Source organism: Chitinophaga solisilvae, assembly GCF_009928525.1.
Classification (GTDB): Bacteria; Bacteroidota; Bacteroidia; order Chitinophagales; family Chitinophagaceae; genus Chitinophaga; species Chitinophaga solisilvae.
On sequence record NZ_JAABOK010000014.1, the window covers coordinates 92,999 to 110,046 of the forward strand.

The following is a 17,048-nucleotide window of genomic DNA, read 5'->3' on the forward strand; positions in this document are numbered from 1 at the left end:
GCGGACCAGGGGAAATAAAGGGGAACGTCTAAACGGTAGCAGCATATGAACTGATAAGGGGCCATAGGAAATAAGCGCCACAATAGCATGGCCAATAGGGGGAGCTTTACTGTATCCAACGACAAGTGATAGATATTATCCACTAATTGTTCATCCCTTATGATTAAGGGAGAAGGATGACAGAATAGTTATCATAGTAAAACATCTGCCGGCATATTTAGCGATATCCTATTGAATCAGTTCTGTTTTATCAAAAATAATGGGCAATTCTTTATAACTGTAAATAAATGTGCTGGGGGGCCTTATGGGGTCGCTATCCGATTGGGTCCTTATATTTTTCATGTTTCGCAACAGTACCTCAAATGCTATTCTTGCCTCCGTTTTTCCTAGAATTGCCCCAATGCAATAATGAATTCCATAGCCGAAGCTAAGAGCCCGGGAGTTGTCCCGGTTGATGTCAAGCCGGGTCGAGGTTGGCAGCGTTTAGAAATAGATTGACAAGGTCTCCTTTCTTGATCTTCTGCCCCTGGAGCTGTATGTCCCGGATTACAATACGCGCCAGTCCAATTGCGGGACTACGCAACCTCAGCACCTCTGCAAGTGCCTTGGGTATATCTGCCGGAACAGCCTGGAGATGCTGCTGAATTGCAGGATAGCGGGAGAACATGTACATCGCAATTGACAGCCACCCCTCAGATGTTTCTGTGCCAGCACCCAGCAGTGTAACGCAAAATGCCAGTATTTCTGTTATTGTCAGTTTTTCGCCATCTATTTCTGCATGCAGAAGGTTCGTTATTAAGTCTTCCTGCGGTTGCAAGGACCGTTCCTGAATCAGTTGCGATAAAAATGAACTCATCTCGGCCATCGTGTTGTAGTGCGCGTCCATTCCCAATACTGCAGGGTCTCCTGTGAGTGTCTTCGACCACTGTGATACTTTTTCTCCATAATTATCGGGTATGCCAATTAGCCGGGCCATCACCAAATTGGGCAGGCCTGCGGCAAAATCACGTACGAACTCCATCCGGCCGTCCCCGATAAACGGCATGATGAGTGAGTGACATACATTGTACATCCATTGCTCCATCTGAGACACCATGGAGAGCGAAAAGGCTTTCGAAACAATTGCGCGCATTTTTTTATGACGTGGTGGGTTCATCGTAAAAATGCTGGCGCTAAGCAAATCATTTTCCGTGACAGGTATATACTCACATGAGTATGTTTCGTAGTCATTAAGGGCTTGCTTTACATCTTCATATGCAAATAAAAGCCATCCTCCCTGCGCTCCGAAAAAGAAGCGAAAATCCGGGTCGTAATAAACGGGATGATGATTGCGCATCTCGTGATACCAGGGGTCTGGATTAAACTGAGTGACAGGATGCGTTTTCATGGCTTTTTTTTGTTTAAAAATATTTATTCCCCATACTTTAAAAAAATTTCTATTGTGGCACCAATGACATCTACAATAACTTACATCAGTATGCTGCAACGCAACAGCAATATTGATAGAAAAACCACGAAGCATATCAGCATTCTTTCTATCACCTAAAGGGTACATTAATTCGCCGGATCGGAGCATTGAAAATGCAACCTATCTTCAACTCCGTTAGCATATCTTCATTATAACAATTAACTAAATCCTCAAAATACACATTAATTCAATTGCGCTTACTTTCACCATTGAATCGTATATCGCTTACAAAAGATCAATAGTAATTATGCTCAGGAGCCTGAAGAGAGGTACTTAACTATCAGCAATGTCAACTTATGCAACAACACTTCAGGGGTATTATATTCCAGCATATATGTAATTCATTAAATCTATTTTTATGAACTTAACCCAAGATGAAACGATAATTGATATTTTCGAAAAGCAGGTAACTTTACATGCAGGGAAAACAGCACTGGTGCATCTCTCAGAAAGTATAACCTACCAGGAATTCAATAACAAAGCGAATCAGCTTGCCAGGTATTTAATTGCCGCCGGAGTTACCAGAGGGGCCCTGGTGGCGATCTGCTTAGAACAGTCCATAAGCAGGCCATTGTCCATACTCGCTCTAATGAAGATCGGCGCTGCGTATATACCGCTTGACCCGGAGTATCCGGAGGCCCGGATTAATTTCATGCTTGAGGACACAAAAGCATCTCATGCAATTACCACCCATGAGCTATCCTCCAGATTCAGCAACTTCGAAGGCAAAATAATTATACCAGGAGACGAACAACAACTGATATCCGCAAACCCAACCAGTAATCTGGAGGTACCCATCCTTTTAAGTGATCTGGTATATGTGATCTACACATCAGGAAGTACCGGAAATCCTAAAGGCGTTGCAGTACAGCACAGCGCTGTCGCAAGTTTCACTAAAAATTACCTGCCGGTTACCAGCCTTACTGCAGAGAACACTGTTATACAGATACTATCCTATACCTTTGATGCTTCCTTTATGGACCAGTGGATCCCACTGCTGGTGGGCGCCACCCTCCATCTCTACCCGGACAACAAAATGCTGGGGGCCCCGCTCCTGGCCTTTATAAGAGAACACCACATTGATACCATAACGATGATTACGCCCACCATTCTTGCTTCGATACCGCAGGGGGAACCATTTGGCGAACTAACAAGCATCGGTGTTGGTGGTGAGGTATGCCCTGAAAATGTCTACCTCTACTGGGCCGCTCACGTAAAGTTATATAATGCCTACGGGCCTACTGAAAGTACCATAGCTGTTACCTGCCACAGGTATGAACAGGGACAAAGCGTAAGAAACATTGGAAAGGCCCTGCCAGGCGTTGAGTTTTATATACTCGATTCAAATTTCCGGCAACTGCCGGCAGGAGAAACGGGGGAGCTTTTTATCGGCGGATCGCAACTGGCAAAAGAATATTTGAACAGGCCGGCATTGACTGCAGAAAAGTTTCCGTACATCAATATTGCGGATAATCCAACTGATGAGAAAAAGATAATACGGATGTACAAAACGGGAGATATCGTAAAACTCCTTCCGGATGGCAATATCGAATTCATAGGAAGAAATGATTCCCAGATAAAGGTCAGGGGGTTCCGGATTGAGCCCGGAGAAATTGAAAGCCACATCAACAGCATCAGCGGCGTAAAGGAAAGCGCCGTAGTAGCAATAAATGCACAACATGGGCAGGCGGTGCTCGCCGCATTTATCACTTTACAACAATTCCCGGCCGATGACGAACTGAGGGTAAAAGCTCATATACGCAAGTCACTACAAAGAATGCTTCCATCCTATATGGTACCTGAAAAAATTGCCATACTGGAAGCGTTACCACAAACCCCGGCTGGCAAAACTGACAAGAAAGTATTACAGACGATGTCAACCGAAGAAAGACTATCGTTGGACGGCCTGGACGAAAACGATATTGAAAGTATCCTTATTACGGTATGGAAGCATGTCCTGCAATGGCCGGAAATCAAGCCTACGGACAACTTCTTTGACCTCGGGGGCCATTCCCTTGGCATCGTCCGTGTGCTCGCATCCTTACCCGACAACATTCGTATACGACTTAAACTGATAGACCTTTACCTCTTTCCCACTATTGAAACACTGGCCGCAGAGATCAGGGCCCGGGACAATAAGCCCCCTCAGACATTTGAGGAAAAAATGAAGCTATCAACGGAAATACTCCTTAACGACATTCTGCTGGAAGCCGATTACGACTATCCCACCGACATCGATCCCGGTGTGCTGGCGGCTCCTCGGAAGGTATTCCTTACCGGCCCTACCGGTTTTGTCGGAGTCCACCTCCTACTGGAGCTTCTTGCAGGTACAGCCGCAGATGTCTATTGCCTGGTTCGCGCAGAGAATACTGCACATGCGATTGAAAGGATCAAATTTACGCTCGGCAAGTACAACATGCCATGGCCGGAAGATCAGCAACATCGTATCAAACCGGTAATCGGGGATTTTACACTTGATAACATGGGTATTCCGGAGGATGAATACCAACGTCTGTCCAGTGAAGTGGAAATCATCTACCACACTGGCGGGAATGTTAACTATATCAAGCCTTACCCTATTATGAAAGCCGTGAATGTAGACGGCATCCAGAAAATTATCGCGTTTGCCACCACCACAAAACTCAAGTACCTTGTTGCATGTTCTACTGTTGCTGTCTTTAGCTGGGGATATTTACTGACCGGCAAGACGTGGATGTATGAGGATGAGGACATACATCAGAACCTCCCGACCATCTGCCGGGATACCAACTATGTCAGAAGCAAATGGGTCATGGAAAAAATACTGGAAAAAGCGAAAAAGAAAGGCTTACCTGTAATTGGCATACGCCTTGGCTTCGTAATGTGTCATGGCACGACCGGGGCAACAGAAATGAACCAGTGGTGGGGAAGCTTTGTCAGATGTTGCCTTTCCCTCGGTGTCTATCCCATGATCATGGGACTTAAAGATCAGCTTATCACAGTAGATTTCGTGGCAAAAGCCATTGTCCATATTTCGAAAAACAAAGACGCGCCAGGTAAATACTTCCATATGGTGCCGTCTCCGGTCCACGATCTTTCGGTATCGGACTTCTTCGTAAAGTTGAATGAATGCCTGAACCTAAACCTCGTTCCTGCTCATTTCCGCGACTGGCTGGCTCTATGGAAAGACAATGAAAACAGCCCACTGTACAGTTTACTGAGCCTTTTCACTGAAGAAGTTGTTCCCGGTAAATCGCTGGTAGAAGTTTATGAAATGACCTATTATTTCGAAAGACGCAACACAGATGAATTTCTAAAAGGCACCGATATAAAAACCCCTGTCATAAACAAGGAGCTGTTGACAAAATACCTGGATTTTATGGGGGTATCGCTACCCACATAACAATATCAGGAAAACTCAAATACGATTCCCCGGTTCTCCAATGATGGATCATAACTATCGTTAAATGACACATCCAATCGCCGTTAGAATGGGCAGAATGGCTATACAGGCTTGTGGCAGCATTATGTCGGATACATTCAGGCCAGCAATTTTGTAAAAAAATCCTGGATATCCTTTACTTCTTTATATAGATGACCCGTTATTTAGCTGGAAGAAGCTGGCATTCTATTTACCACCGGGATTCCCGGAACCGAAACCAAAGATCCACCATACAAAAATCCAACATATCATCAGTAATATCATCAAATTCTTCGGTATCTTGTGCATTGGGAAAACTTAGTGACCAATATTCTCTTTTTGTAAATCTAATGTTACCTATAAACCGGGGACTGGAGGTATGTATGATCAACAGCAATGAGACAATTCATTTTTCTGCTTTTTTTGTTGCCGGTATTTGGGAATTCAAATGCACAAACTCCCACTACAGTTCCAGGGTATTATGTAACCTACTCAAACGATACGGTCTATACAAAAATAAAATTGCCTAAATTAATTTTTGGAGGAGAAGATTTATCAAAGTTTATTTACCGGGTGGAGATTGTTGATAGTTTTGGGGAAAGAAAAAAACTGAAGCCTGAAGATATAAAAAGCTATGGATTTTCACATAACGGAATCAGTCACAGGCTTTTCTAAAAACCTATGATGAGCCCCAAAAACCTTAAGTTCCTTAAACCAGTTATCCTGGGACAAAAAACCAGTGTTTACCAATTGCTTACAGTAAATCAGAACGGAGCGATTCTTGGCACTTTTTACACTTTTGAAAATGCAGACGGCAGATTTGCTTTTTTTAGTTAATACGATGAGACTTAGTAAATTTAAAAGCGAGCTAAAAGCGTTCTATAAAGAAGATCTGACAGTACAGCAGCTGATCGACACAAAATTCCAAAGCAAAATATCTTTGCAAGAGGATATTATTGAGATAGCAAAGGCCGTAAATGGAGCATAATTCGTGATCCCAAAGCTGCAAACTATAAATAAAATCTAATGAATCTAATATCATTTATTAATACCGAAATTTTACGAATAGACCAATATATCAATACTTGTTTGCCTAAAACAAGTATTGATATATTGGTAAAGAAAGAGGTTATTTATGGAAAGAAAAACAACTTTACGCTTCATTCGCTTGAAGGCGGTAAAAGAGAAGTATTTACGTTTTCCATATCGTATACATTCAAAGAGGACATAGAGGAGGAAAACGGAGAGAGGCCCAATGATATAACTTTAAGCATCATATTACAAACTAACGGTAATAAGAATTATACAATTAATCAGGAAATTATTTTTGGAACCGGGTTTGAAAATATTGAGTTCAAAGTAACAGAGATAGATAATATAGCCAATGTAAACTTTGAACAAAGACTGAATTTTGATGAGCTTAGGGAAGTTTTTGAAGTAAATATTGTGAATTTTGTCAAACACATATCCCTAAGCCTTCCTTGAATCAAACCAGGCTGACTTTAACCCTTTATTCGTATGATTTACAACTGTTTCTTAAAGCGTCATTTTAGAAATAACATTGCTTATATTCTCTTTATACTACTAGCACCCAAATGCTTAATTGCTCAAACGGATCCGGCATTCAGACCCATATCAGCAGACATCATCAAACTCTCGTCCAAAGTATTGGATGAAGACCGGAAAATTTATATTTATACTCCACCTGCAGACACCTTACTGCCCGATAAGCGCTACCCTGTACTATATGTTCTTGACGGAGACAACCACTTTAGCCTCCTTACAGAATATTGCCGGTACCTTAGCCGCAACGATGTAAATGCTATACCGGAAATGATTATAGTTGGTATTCCTAATACAAACCGGACAAGGGATCTTACACCTACCAGGAGTATTACTGATTATGAAGGGAAACCTGATACCAGTTCGAATTCCAGGTTTAAGTCAAGCGGAGGCGGAAATAATTTCCTACAGTTTATTGGCACTGAGCTGATACCTTATATTGACGCCCACTACAAAACACAACCTTTTAAAATCTTTGCAGGACATTCATTCGGCGGTATTACCACAATCAATTGCCTGTTAACGCAGCCGGATATGTTTGGAGCCTATGTAGCTATAAGCCCATCCTTTTGGTGGGACAAGGGATATCTACTTAACCTTGCTGATGAAAAACTAAAAAATGATCGGATTGTAAATAAAATAATCTTTTACAGTGATGCGGACGAGGGAATGTCATCACCTGCCTTCCATACCAATCTGTTAAAATTCGACGCTATAATAACCCAAAGAAAGATAGCGAGCTTAGACCATAAGTATGCTTACTATCCTGAAGACACACATATGACGGAGCCTATAAAAGCCTATTATGACGCTTTACGGTTTATTTTCAGGCAATGGGATCTGCCACTGACAGATCTGAAACCATTGAATGCCACTGTTGTAAAGCAACATTATCAGCAACTGTCCCAACGGTACGGATATTCTATTACACCGTCAGAGGTAAATATGAACAACGCAGCCATGTATTTAATAACTCAGTATGGAGCGCTGGATAGCGCAATAAGTTTACTGGAAATGAATACTCAAAACTATCCCGCATCAGCAACTGCCTTTAGCCAGTTGGGTGATGCATACCTGAAAAAAGGTGATCGCTCAAAGGCAATTATATGCTATAGAAAGGCGCTTGCATTAAAGCCTGGTTTGCAAAATGTAAAACTTAAATTAGCAGAGACTTCAGAAAAACAGTAATGGCTTGTTCTGAAGTTAATCTTTATATCTGCCTTGCAACTTTGTATTTACTATATTTGCGATCAAACAGGTGTGTATATGGATAGTACAATGTTTATCGCAGCGGCTCTTAAAGAGGATATTGGTAATGGCGACCACTCTACACTAGCCGCTATAGACAAGACGGCAAAAGGAAAAGCGCTGTTAAAGATAAAAGAAGATGGCATACTGGCTGGTATTAGATTGGCACAGGAAATATTCTATTATCTGCAACCCGAGACAACATTTACCTTATACAAAAAAGATGGCGACCACGTACAGAATGGTGAGATAGCTTTTGAAGTAGCTGCCGATGTACATACCATACTAATGGCCGAAAGGCTGGTATTGAATTGTATGCAACGCATGAGCGGCATTGCTACCCTTACCAATCAGTATGTAGAAAAAATAAAGAACTATAAAACCAAAATATTGGACACACGCAAAACTACCCCATTGTTTCGCGTGTATGAAAAAGAAGCAGTGCGCATTGGCGGCGGCACCAACCTCCGTATGGGCCTCTACGATATGGTGATGCTCAAAGACAACCACATAGATTTTTGCGGCGGTATTGAAAAAGCTATTGAAAAAACGGTGGCCTATCTGCAAACAAATAATTTGGATTTGAAAATAGAAGTAGAGACCCGTAACCTTGATGATGTAAAACGCATATTGAGTGTGGGCAATATACACCGCATCATGCTGGATAATTACGACCTGCCCACCTTAACCGAAGCGATACAATTGATAGATGGTAAATATGAAACAGAAGCATCAGGCGGCATAAATATGAATACAGTAGCAGACTATGCAGCTACGGGAGTAGATTACATATCAGTAGGTGCAATAATAAACCATGCCGTAAGCATGGACCTTAGCTTAAAAGCACAACATAGAGTTCCGGAATGTAACCGCGGTTTGTTCACCTGATTGCAGCTGCCACGAACACGGTAACGCTAATGCATAAACGCTTTATAACACACTGTTTGTCAGAGTTAAATTAAAAAAACAACAATTAAAAAGAGAAATCTAATTGAGCAGAAAAGGAGCAGCCTTCAGAAGTGTTTTAGAAATTATCGGGCCATCATATTTGATTACCGTAAAATTTGTGAAATAATTTGTTAGGACAAGACCAACTCGACATACGGGAAGAACCTGAAAACTTAAAGTGACATGAGTATTTTTTATCGTTTATTATCTCCAACTTCACTTGGAGAATTTTCTATTGTCATGCGAGGAGAGGATACGTTGGGCACGAATTTCTTCGTGCATAACGAAGAGGTGAACCCGATGTTGACATGCATTGATGTGGATGCCGACCTTAACTTCCAAAAGTTCGAGAAGGTTCAACCAGACTTTCTGCAAACGACCTGGGGTATCCCCCTCTTCTCACAAAACTTTGTTGAGAATGCTCCTGGAGAATTGCTGGCCGATATCGAACCAATTCCGGCGAAATTGCACTTGAGGGGAGGTAGATGTACTTATTTCGCCGCGAAGACTAAAAAATATTTGAAATTGGTTGATCTTGAAACCTCAAGATTCTCCAACATTCGTGGCATTAAAATCCTTACGAAAGCGTCATTTAATAATAGTGCTGCAGATAATTTTCTCCTTGCCCGTGACGCAGAATTTAAACGGGTTTTCGTTGCTACGGAAAGCCTGATCTCAGCAATTAAAGACAGGAAGTTTAATGTAGAATTCCTGCCTTACTAATCAGGCGCCTTATCCAACTGAGGCAAACGCCCCTCTTAGACACTACTGATTTGAATTTTTCGCTATCCACAACAGAGATGGCCAATGTGTCATGCTGGATAATTACGACCTGCCCACCTTAACCGAAGCGATACAATTGAAAGCGATGTAACAATTAAAGAAGCATCAACCATACGACAACAAACAAGCAGACTTGGGTATAGACGTAGGAATACCTCGTCAGCTGGACGAGAGTTCAGCCTGTATGATACCCATTTTCCCCTGAAAAACTGTAGCGCTGTAAATTGAAAATTTCGAGGCAGGGAGTCAACCCGCCTTTCTACTTCCAGGATTGCATTATTAAAAAATCAATCCCATTGTCAGATTAAATATTATCTGTTACAATCTGTTTAATTTTTCCAGTTTACTTTTCGCGTCATTGTTATCCGGAGAAAGAATTAAAATTTCCTTGTAACACATTTTTGCTTTTTCAGTGTAGCCTTTAGCGATGTAAGCATCGGCGAGACTATCCCACGCATTTAATGATTGAGGATAATTTTTTGTATTAATCTCTAAAATAGAAATTGCAGCATCTGGCATTTTCCTGTCATAAAGGGCAACATATCCGATTGTATTTACAAAATTCTCGTCTGGTTTCATGTTCAGAAACAGTTCTTTCTGAATTTTCTTGTCGTAATTGGCTAATACAGCCGGATCTTTAATTACTTCATTAATATCAATTTCATAGGGTTGGAAGATATAGCGAAGCCCGTAATAAGTAGCTGGTATAGTTACTGTCAGGTGCTTTTCATCTTCAAAGTATTTTATTTCTGCCGTCAAATCAGAAGACTTGTTTTCTTTCAGAAGGTTATAAAATTGCATTCCCCATTGGTAGTGCCTTGGGTCTTCATGAAAATTATTGGCTAATGCAATAAATACCCGTGCTTTCATATCGGCCCGTTTTTCCAGTACTTCTTTACCTCTCTTTCCTATATAGTTGTGATCCCAAAACCAAGAGGGGTCAATCAGTAAATAATAGCTGAACAGTTCTGGCTTTTCAAGTAAACAATACAAAGCAAACAGCCCTCCCATGGAGTGTCCAATAATCATATTCTGTGGAAGGGTTCTGAAAGATTTTTTAATTTCAAGCATTAATTCTTTCTCTATAAAGTTCATAAAACCATCTGCTTCTCCGCTACTTTTAAATGCAGCAATATCTTCCTTATCCAAATAATTCAAGGAATGGGTAGGCGTAAAATCCCTGGTTCTATTTGTATTTTCTATAGAAACTATAATTATTTCAGGGATCTGTAACTTTAGGTTGAATGAGGAGTGCATAGACTGTGCTATCCCCGATACTTCTAAAAATTTACTTCTTTCGCCGTCGAGAACATAGGCAACTATATATTTTTTCTCTCTATTGTTTTTATAAGAAGCCGGCAGATAAACAGAATAGGTTCTGTTCTCGCTTAGTATTTTAGAATAGATAGTGTGTCGGCTCCCTGTAATAACCAGGCTGTCTGCTGATTGGGCAATAGACAGACCTGTGTTTAAAACGAATAAACAAAGCAGGGTAAAGATACGTACGGAATTCTTGGTCATAGTTTTATAGCCAGTTTGTAACATTGTTCTAACTATTGGATTATTTTAAAGTATTAAGGGAGATAAAGTTGGTATAAAATTTAATTAAACTGTAATTTCAATTTAATAAACTCCGGCATATCCCGTACAAGCAACAATACATGCTTCTTTTCAAATTTATTAATCGGATAATAGTCTATTGGTATCTATTCTTTGCTCTAATTTAACTGATTTTCGGCATCCTGAATAAAAAGCCCAAGAGGAATCCGGACGTTTACCAAGGTCAGGTTGGCTCCATGTGTAAAGCTCCTTGCCTTAATCGAAACCGGGAGAAATAGTCTTAATACGGGGTTTAATAGATCAAGATTAATTAGATTCATATCTTAGTAAAAGCCTGTATAAGGTACAGGAAAGAAATTGAGGTTATTTAACAGGAACTCGACTAAAAAGAAAAACCCGCGCCAGGCGCAGGTTTTAAAGTCTATTTGTGATCCCGCTGGGACTCGAACCCAGGACCCATACATTAAAAGTGTATTGCTCTACCAACTGAGCTACGGAATCATTCAAACGGAGCGCGAAGGTATAAAAATCCATCAATAATCAAACACTTTTACAAAAAAAATTAACGCCTATACGAAAATACTTTCGTAACGGGCTGTCATATCATCATTTCCGGGAATTGATAATACTCAAAGCCTTCTCCAGATCGGGGTCCCTTTTTGTTACCACATCCATGGGTGTCAGCAACACCGGATAGTCCGGCATAATGCCCCGTCCATACGTGGGATGCCTGATTACGGATACTACACGCAACATTGGAAAGTCTATGACTACACCGGTATTGGGTAACGTTAACTGCTGAATAGACCCGCCGCTGCAGCCTTCTGATCCGCCGGCTGTTTCACGTCCGATAAAAATTGCTTTCCGGCAGTTTTGCTTAATAACGGCAGCAGTGTGAGCGCCTGAAGAAAAGGTGGCGCCATCAATCAATACAATCAGCTGCCCGTTATAATGATACCTTTTATCAAGACCTGTCTTATTGAGCAGGTCCCCAAACGCCGGCTGAAACGCCATCTCGTAATGGTTATCCTTTTTTATGCCTGTTGACCGGAAACTTTGAAACAGACTCTCCATTCCGGAGGAATCAAAGTAAGCGGAAAACCTGGTTTGGCCGGGATCCGGTACCCTGGCCCACAGATCTCCTACCATCTGAAACGGATCATCTGCCAGATAGGTCAGTAGCTTTGCAGCTATCCTGATATCGCCGCCGGTATTATGTCTCAGGTCAATGATCAGGTACTCCGCTCCTTTCTCCTGTATGTCTTTAAATGCCTTATCAAAAATCAGCGTGTCCTGATACTGGTAACTATGTACTTCTAAACAGGCTACAGACGGATGCCGGAGAAAACGCAACGGCAGATAATCCGTGTTGGCAGCACTGCTCCAGCCTTTGTAATGATCAACTTCGGTTGCAGCTGACTGCAATGATTTTCCGGTGGTGTCAGCAACTGTAGTTTTGATGGCCCCCTGCCGGTTTCTGAAAGTGATGCGGTAAGGCGGTTTCCAATGATAATATTTATTGCAGGCATCTTCAAAGCCATCATATTCGCTTAGAAAAAGCTCCTTGAAAGTCTGGTTATTACCATCGGCGGCATAGAGATCTCCTCCATGCTTAATAATATCCGTAACCGGTACACTGTTAATACTTAATAATTCGTCGCCTGTCTGAATGGCTGTTAACCGGCAGGTAGTCACCCATGCCCTGCCCTGCTGCACTAATACCTGAAATGGTAGTTGCGGCATCCTGTACGCCAGGGATGGCTGATAGTTTACGGCGTGTTTTATCTGCGTATGTCCGCATTTCAGTGCACTGACGAAAGGATAAAGCGTATTAATAAATTCATCTTCTGTCAGAGGCCGGCGAAGGGCCTCCATCGTAGTATCACAGCGCTGCTGTAACCTATCTCCGGAAGTATACAACCCATAGGCCGGATGAATTGCTTTAAAAGCATCCCGTAAAATCAGAAGGTCCTGCTGCATTCCCGCTACCGGTAATAATTGTCTGCCGGAACCTGTTGCGGCAATAGTGCTTTCAGACTGGGCGTAACCTTTATGGCCGCAGAAAAGGGCCCATGTAAGGCATGTAATAAAAAGGAACTTACGCATACGCTATGCTTTATTTTCATAATCGTTGTGAGGACGAAATGCTAATTACAGCGTACAGGCAATGGCTGCCGGTATGCGGTGATTGCCGGCTATATATCAGTAGAAAACGAACAGGTTACAAAATAATACTTTACCTGCAATTATGAACATCAGGTGGCAACGCAAAGGATGGCTGGCCTGGCTTAAAAAAAACTTCCGGGGGACCGCAACTCCTGCATGCATCAAACCCTCCACTAAGGCGAATCTTATCACAATGATCTATCATGAAATTTCAGCGAGTACCTGACCGCTGCGGTCCGATAGTGTACCGCTGACTTCAATCGTTTCTATACCAAAATCCCCTATCCAGTCATAGAGCAAATCATTCACCTGGCGTCTGAGCTTCGGCAGATCCGTCTGATGACCAGGTATCAGATCCGGTTCTTCTACAGGAACAAATACCAGGAGGTCGATTCCTGCCATCACTGTTTGAGCTGTTTCAAACAGCCGCTGAATATTTCTCCCGGGATCAATAACATGCAGATAGGCTAGGATATCAATAACACACCTGTCAAATATCACATTGTCTTCGCTCCTGGAAAGCAGTGCTGCTGAATAATTAAACTGCTCTATAAAATCTTCCGCAACAGGTATTTCTGAAAATTCATACCCTGATGTTTCCAGTTGATAATATGGCTCCGTTTCAAAGGTATATCCGGGAAGATGCTGCAGCAGTTCTTCTGCCAGTGTGGTTTTACCGACCTTGTGAGCACCGGCTATTGCAATTTTCATATTTCTGTTGGATGGTGGAATATGACAAAATAAAACAGGTTCGCATTAGCGAACCTGTTTCTCTGGTGATCCCGCTGGGACTCGAACCCAGGACCCATACATTAAAAGTGTATTGCTCTACCAACTGAGCTACGGAATCCCTTGTATATATTAACTTTTCGGGAGCGCAAAGATAGAAATTAATTTTTCTCCTCCAAATTTTTTTCTGAAAAAAATCTCCCGCCCCTGCTTCCCTGCGAAAAATAAATTTTATATTTAAGAACAATTATTGCTTATGTCACGTGTTATTCCAATCCTTCGCATGTTTGATTATGCCAAAGCAATACAGTTTTATGTTGACTGGCTCGGATTTGAAATTGTCTGGGAACACAGGCCGGACGGCTTTCCCATCTACATGAAAATCTCCAAGGGCGATGCGGTGATAGATCTGTCAGAACACCACGGCGATGCTTCCCCCGGCGCTAAAATCATTATTGCTGATTTTAAAAACCTGAAGGCATTTCACAAGGAACTGACGGAGAAAGATTATAAGTACATGAAACCCGGACTGGAACGGGCGGAATGGAATCCCGATATCCTGATGATGACTGTCATCGACCCCTTCCTCAACAGTATTATTTTTGAAGAGACTGTTTAATTCCTCCCTCAGATAACCTCTTTCCCAAATGGCGCAAACGTAAGACTCATCAGCTTGAAATGCTGGCGGGCAAAAGGTATGCCTATAATGGTCAGTGCCAGCAACAGGCCAAATACCAGATGGCTCAAGGCCACCCAGATGCCTCCGGTGAATATCCATATGATGTTGAAGACAGTGGCAATACAACCGGTCGGACCAGGTACTTCCCGCACCTGACGGCCGAAGGGAAAGAGTGTCAGCAAACCTATTTTAAAACATTGCAGTCCGAAAGGAATACCGATGATGGTTAAACAAAACAGGATGCCTGAAATCATGTATTCCACAAATACAACAAAACCTCCAAAGATGAGCCAGATAATATTTCCGATAAGATTCATGGCTTAATATTACAAAAAATAAATATCGGAAAGAAAATTTTATGGCTTCACAAGATAAGGTAATATCGCTTTGCGCCAGATAGCATACCCCCTGGCATTCATATGCAGCATGTCGCTCACAAACAGTTCCTGTCTGGGTTTACCGGTGCTGTCCAGCATCAGTGGATATATGTTGATGAAACGCGTATTGGCTTCTTTCGATAGAAATTCACGTATCAGGTCATTCGCTTTGGCAGCAGTTTCAATATACTGCACCCGCGATGGGCTGGGCTTGATAGAAATATAGGCGATGGGCGTTTGCGGCAACCGGCTCCGGATAGCTGTATATAAACGTTTTACCCGCTGCAGCACACTGTCTGCTGTAGTACCTTCCAGCGGCAGATCATTCTCTCCCACATAAATAATTACCTGCCGTGGATGATAGGAAAAAATCAACTCTTCCGTGAAGTTGGAGATGTCATTTACAATTGCTCCGCCAATTCCTCTGTTCATGGCGTTGTACGCCCCGAACGTCCGTTCCAGGTCATCCCACTTCCGTATAGAGGAACTGCCCGTAAACAAAACAGGGTGCGCTGCCGGCGCATACATCTCATCATATTTCTTTATGGTCTGAACATCTTCTTCATACCTGCGCCCCTGCGCGCATAATACATTGGTGAAGGCCAGAAAAATAAAAAGTATCCTTATCATGACAGCAAAATAGTAAAAATTACGAATTGCGAATTACGAATTGCGAATGAGAAGCGAAGACATTAGCGGATAAAGAATTTACTTCTTCGATTATGTCTTCGTTCCTCATTCGCAATTCGTAATTCGTAATTCGTAATTCTATTGTTTACTTAGCTTCTTCGTATAGCTCTTCCCGTTATGTGTAATCTTAATCACGTAGGTACCGGCGGCCAGGTTATGGGTATCCAGGGAGGTGCGGTGGCTGCCGGGGCTCAGGCTGGCATTCATGACCATGGCTACGCGTTGCTGCCGTATGTCGAAAATCTCTACCAGGGTGGCGCCGGCTTCTTTTACCTGTAAATCGATGTTGGTTACTTCCTGTACCGGATTGGGGAAGATGTTTACCACTACCGGAAGGTCCGCTTCGGTTTTGTCTGCGGTTGCCGGCGCCGGTGCGGCGGCGGTTTCGTCCAGCGTACTGCCACAGGTGGCGCTGCCTTCAGCGATACAGAAATCAGCAAATCGTACCTGCTCATCACGCATACCGCTGACGAGTTTACGGTATATTCCCCATTTCGGGCGGCAGAAAGTAGTGCCATCACGCCACATGTTGATGTTGTTGTTGGTATAGGTCAGCAGCGTGGCGCCGTCGCTTACCTTTTTGATGGTTACCTGGTAGGAGCCGCTGGTGGTGTAGGTGATTTTCTCTACTACTTCCACCCATGTTCCCTTGAAGGAAGATAACGGTGCGCTGGCTTTCTCCCCTCCTCCTGTCTGGCCTGTGCCGGGCGTATATATTACCTGGAGTTTCTGCGGATTGCCGGCGCGTGGCGTCAGCGTCATCAGCGGCGAGCCGTCATCTCCGTCTCCGGCTTTGATCTGATGCAGATGGCAAAAACCGCTGGTAGGAATAAAGCCTGCGTCTATTTTGAATTTCCAGCGATAGGTGACTGTTTCTCCGTAAGTGGCTTTTACATTGGCCGGCGAAGGGCCAAAAGTCTTTATTTCATTACGCTGACGGTCGGTGTTGCCGCCGCAGCGATCATTGTCGGGGGTGTTGTGAATATGGAAGACGAACACATTTTTATTGAGATCATTGTCAAACACCTCCGTAATATGCCTGCCGAAGGCAGGGTGTGCGCAGTCCGGCACTTCATCTGCCGTGCCGTTTCCCAGCACGCTCTCGATGAGTTCATAAGTGTTGCCGGGACCATTGGCGGATAATGTCACCTGAGCATGGCTATACGAAAATGCCAGCATCAGGACACCAAAAATGGCGGTGGTCAGGCAATAAAGGGACAGGCGCCTTCCTTTGAAAGACGCACGGAATAAAGGTTTCATAAAGTGAATTTTTAGTTCCGGGTTAAGGGTTCAGTATTTGGTTTATATTTTTTGCAATCGATTGACATAATTACTGAAATTAACATTATTTAAGCAAATAACATAATCATCTGCCTGAAATATTCCGGTACAGAAAAATTTTGTGTAGCAGAAAATTTTACTTTTACTTTGCAATAC

The 17,048-nt window shown here is 42.7% G+C and carries 14 protein-coding genes and 2 tRNA genes; 7 read left to right on the forward strand and 9 right to left on the reverse strand.

What is annotated here, in order from left to right; all coding sequences use genetic code 11:
* Positions 1-457 precede the first annotated feature (457 nt).
* Positions 458-1,387, reverse strand: coding sequence for a cytochrome P450 (locus tag GWG06_RS24625; protein ID WP_160716731.1), 930 nt, complete (start codon positions 1,385-1,387; stop codon positions 458-460).
* Positions 1,388-1,826: 439 nt separating this feature from the next.
* On the opposite strand from GWG06_RS24625, the gene GWG06_RS24630 reads away from it, so the two are divergent.
* From GWG06_RS24630 to GWG06_RS24655, 6 genes are all read left to right on the forward strand, one after another.
* The gene (locus GWG06_RS24630) at positions 1,827-4,850 is read left to right on the forward strand and encodes a non-ribosomal peptide synthetase family protein (RefSeq protein WP_160716733.1); all 3,024 of its coding nucleotides are present in this window, start codon (positions 1,827-1,829) and stop codon (positions 4,848-4,850) included.
* Between the two features lie 414 nt (positions 4,851-5,264).
* Positions 5,265-5,543: a hypothetical protein gene (locus GWG06_RS24635; protein ID WP_160716734.1), complete on the forward strand. Its 279-nt coding sequence runs from the start codon at positions 5,265-5,267 to the stop codon at positions 5,541-5,543.
* Positions 5,544-5,894: 351 nt separating this feature from the next.
* Positions 5,895-6,353: a hypothetical protein gene (locus GWG06_RS24640; RefSeq protein ID WP_160716735.1), complete on the forward strand. Its 459-nt coding sequence runs from the start codon at positions 5,895-5,897 to the stop codon at positions 6,351-6,353.
* A 33-nt stretch (positions 6,354-6,386) separates the two neighbouring features.
* On the forward strand, positions 6,387-7,619 hold the full coding sequence (locus GWG06_RS24645; protein WP_160716736.1) for an alpha/beta hydrolase-fold protein: 1,233 nt from the start codon (positions 6,387-6,389) through the stop codon (positions 7,617-7,619).
* A gap of 78 nt (positions 7,620-7,697) precedes the next feature.
* Complete coding sequence (gene nadC, locus GWG06_RS24650) at positions 7,698-8,567, forward strand: carboxylating nicotinate-nucleotide diphosphorylase (protein ID WP_160716737.1); 870 nt, start codon at positions 7,698-7,700, stop codon at positions 8,565-8,567.
* 243 nt (positions 8,568-8,810) lie between these two features.
* On the forward strand, positions 8,811-9,350 hold the full coding sequence (locus tag GWG06_RS24655) for a hypothetical protein (RefSeq protein WP_160716739.1): 540 nt from the start codon (positions 8,811-8,813) through the stop codon (positions 9,348-9,350).
* 378 nt (positions 9,351-9,728) lie between these two features.
* On the opposite strand, the gene GWG06_RS24660 is transcribed toward GWG06_RS24655, so the two are convergent.
* From GWG06_RS24660 to GWG06_RS24680, 5 genes are all read right to left on the reverse strand, one after another.
* Positions 9,729-10,931 carry an alpha/beta hydrolase-fold protein gene (locus GWG06_RS24660; RefSeq protein ID WP_160716741.1) on the reverse strand — a complete coding sequence of 401 codons (1,203 nt, stop codon included), beginning with the start codon at positions 10,929-10,931 and terminating at the stop codon, positions 9,729-9,731.
* Between the two features lie 467 nt (positions 10,932-11,398).
* Positions 11,399-11,471 (reverse strand) — tRNA-Lys (locus tag GWG06_RS24665).
* A 105-nt stretch (positions 11,472-11,576) separates the two neighbouring features.
* Complete coding sequence (locus tag GWG06_RS24670) at positions 11,577-13,076, reverse strand: S41 family peptidase (RefSeq protein WP_160716743.1); 1,500 nt, start codon at positions 13,074-13,076, stop codon at positions 11,577-11,579.
* A gap of 261 nt (positions 13,077-13,337) precedes the next feature.
* Complete coding sequence (locus tag GWG06_RS24675) at positions 13,338-13,847, reverse strand: ATP/GTP-binding protein (RefSeq protein ID WP_160716745.1); 510 nt, start codon at positions 13,845-13,847, stop codon at positions 13,338-13,340.
* 63 nt (positions 13,848-13,910) lie between these two features.
* A tRNA-Lys gene (locus GWG06_RS24680) sits at positions 13,911-13,986 on the reverse strand.
* A gap of 135 nt (positions 13,987-14,121) precedes the next feature.
* Between GWG06_RS24680 and GWG06_RS24685 the strand changes: the two genes are divergently transcribed.
* Positions 14,122-14,484 (forward strand): glyoxalase superfamily protein, encoded by a 363-nt coding sequence (locus tag GWG06_RS24685; protein WP_127043674.1) that lies wholly within the window; start codon positions 14,122-14,124, stop codon positions 14,482-14,484.
* A gap of 8 nt (positions 14,485-14,492) precedes the next feature.
* Here GWG06_RS24685 and GWG06_RS24690 read toward each other — a convergent pair whose 3' ends face one another.
* From GWG06_RS24690 to GWG06_RS24700, 3 genes are all read right to left on the reverse strand, one after another.
* Positions 14,493-14,861: a YccF domain-containing protein gene (locus GWG06_RS24690; RefSeq protein WP_127043673.1), complete on the reverse strand. Its 369-nt coding sequence runs from the start codon at positions 14,859-14,861 to the stop codon at positions 14,493-14,495.
* Between the two features lie 39 nt (positions 14,862-14,900).
* Positions 14,901-15,551: a GDSL-type esterase/lipase family protein gene (locus GWG06_RS24695; protein ID WP_160716747.1), complete on the reverse strand. Its 651-nt coding sequence runs from the start codon at positions 15,549-15,551 to the stop codon at positions 14,901-14,903.
* Between the two features lie 138 nt (positions 15,552-15,689).
* Positions 15,690-16,871, reverse strand: coding sequence for a T9SS type A sorting domain-containing protein (locus tag GWG06_RS24700; RefSeq protein ID WP_160716749.1), 1,182 nt, complete (start codon positions 16,869-16,871; stop codon positions 15,690-15,692).
* Positions 16,872-17,048 lie beyond the last annotated feature (177 nt).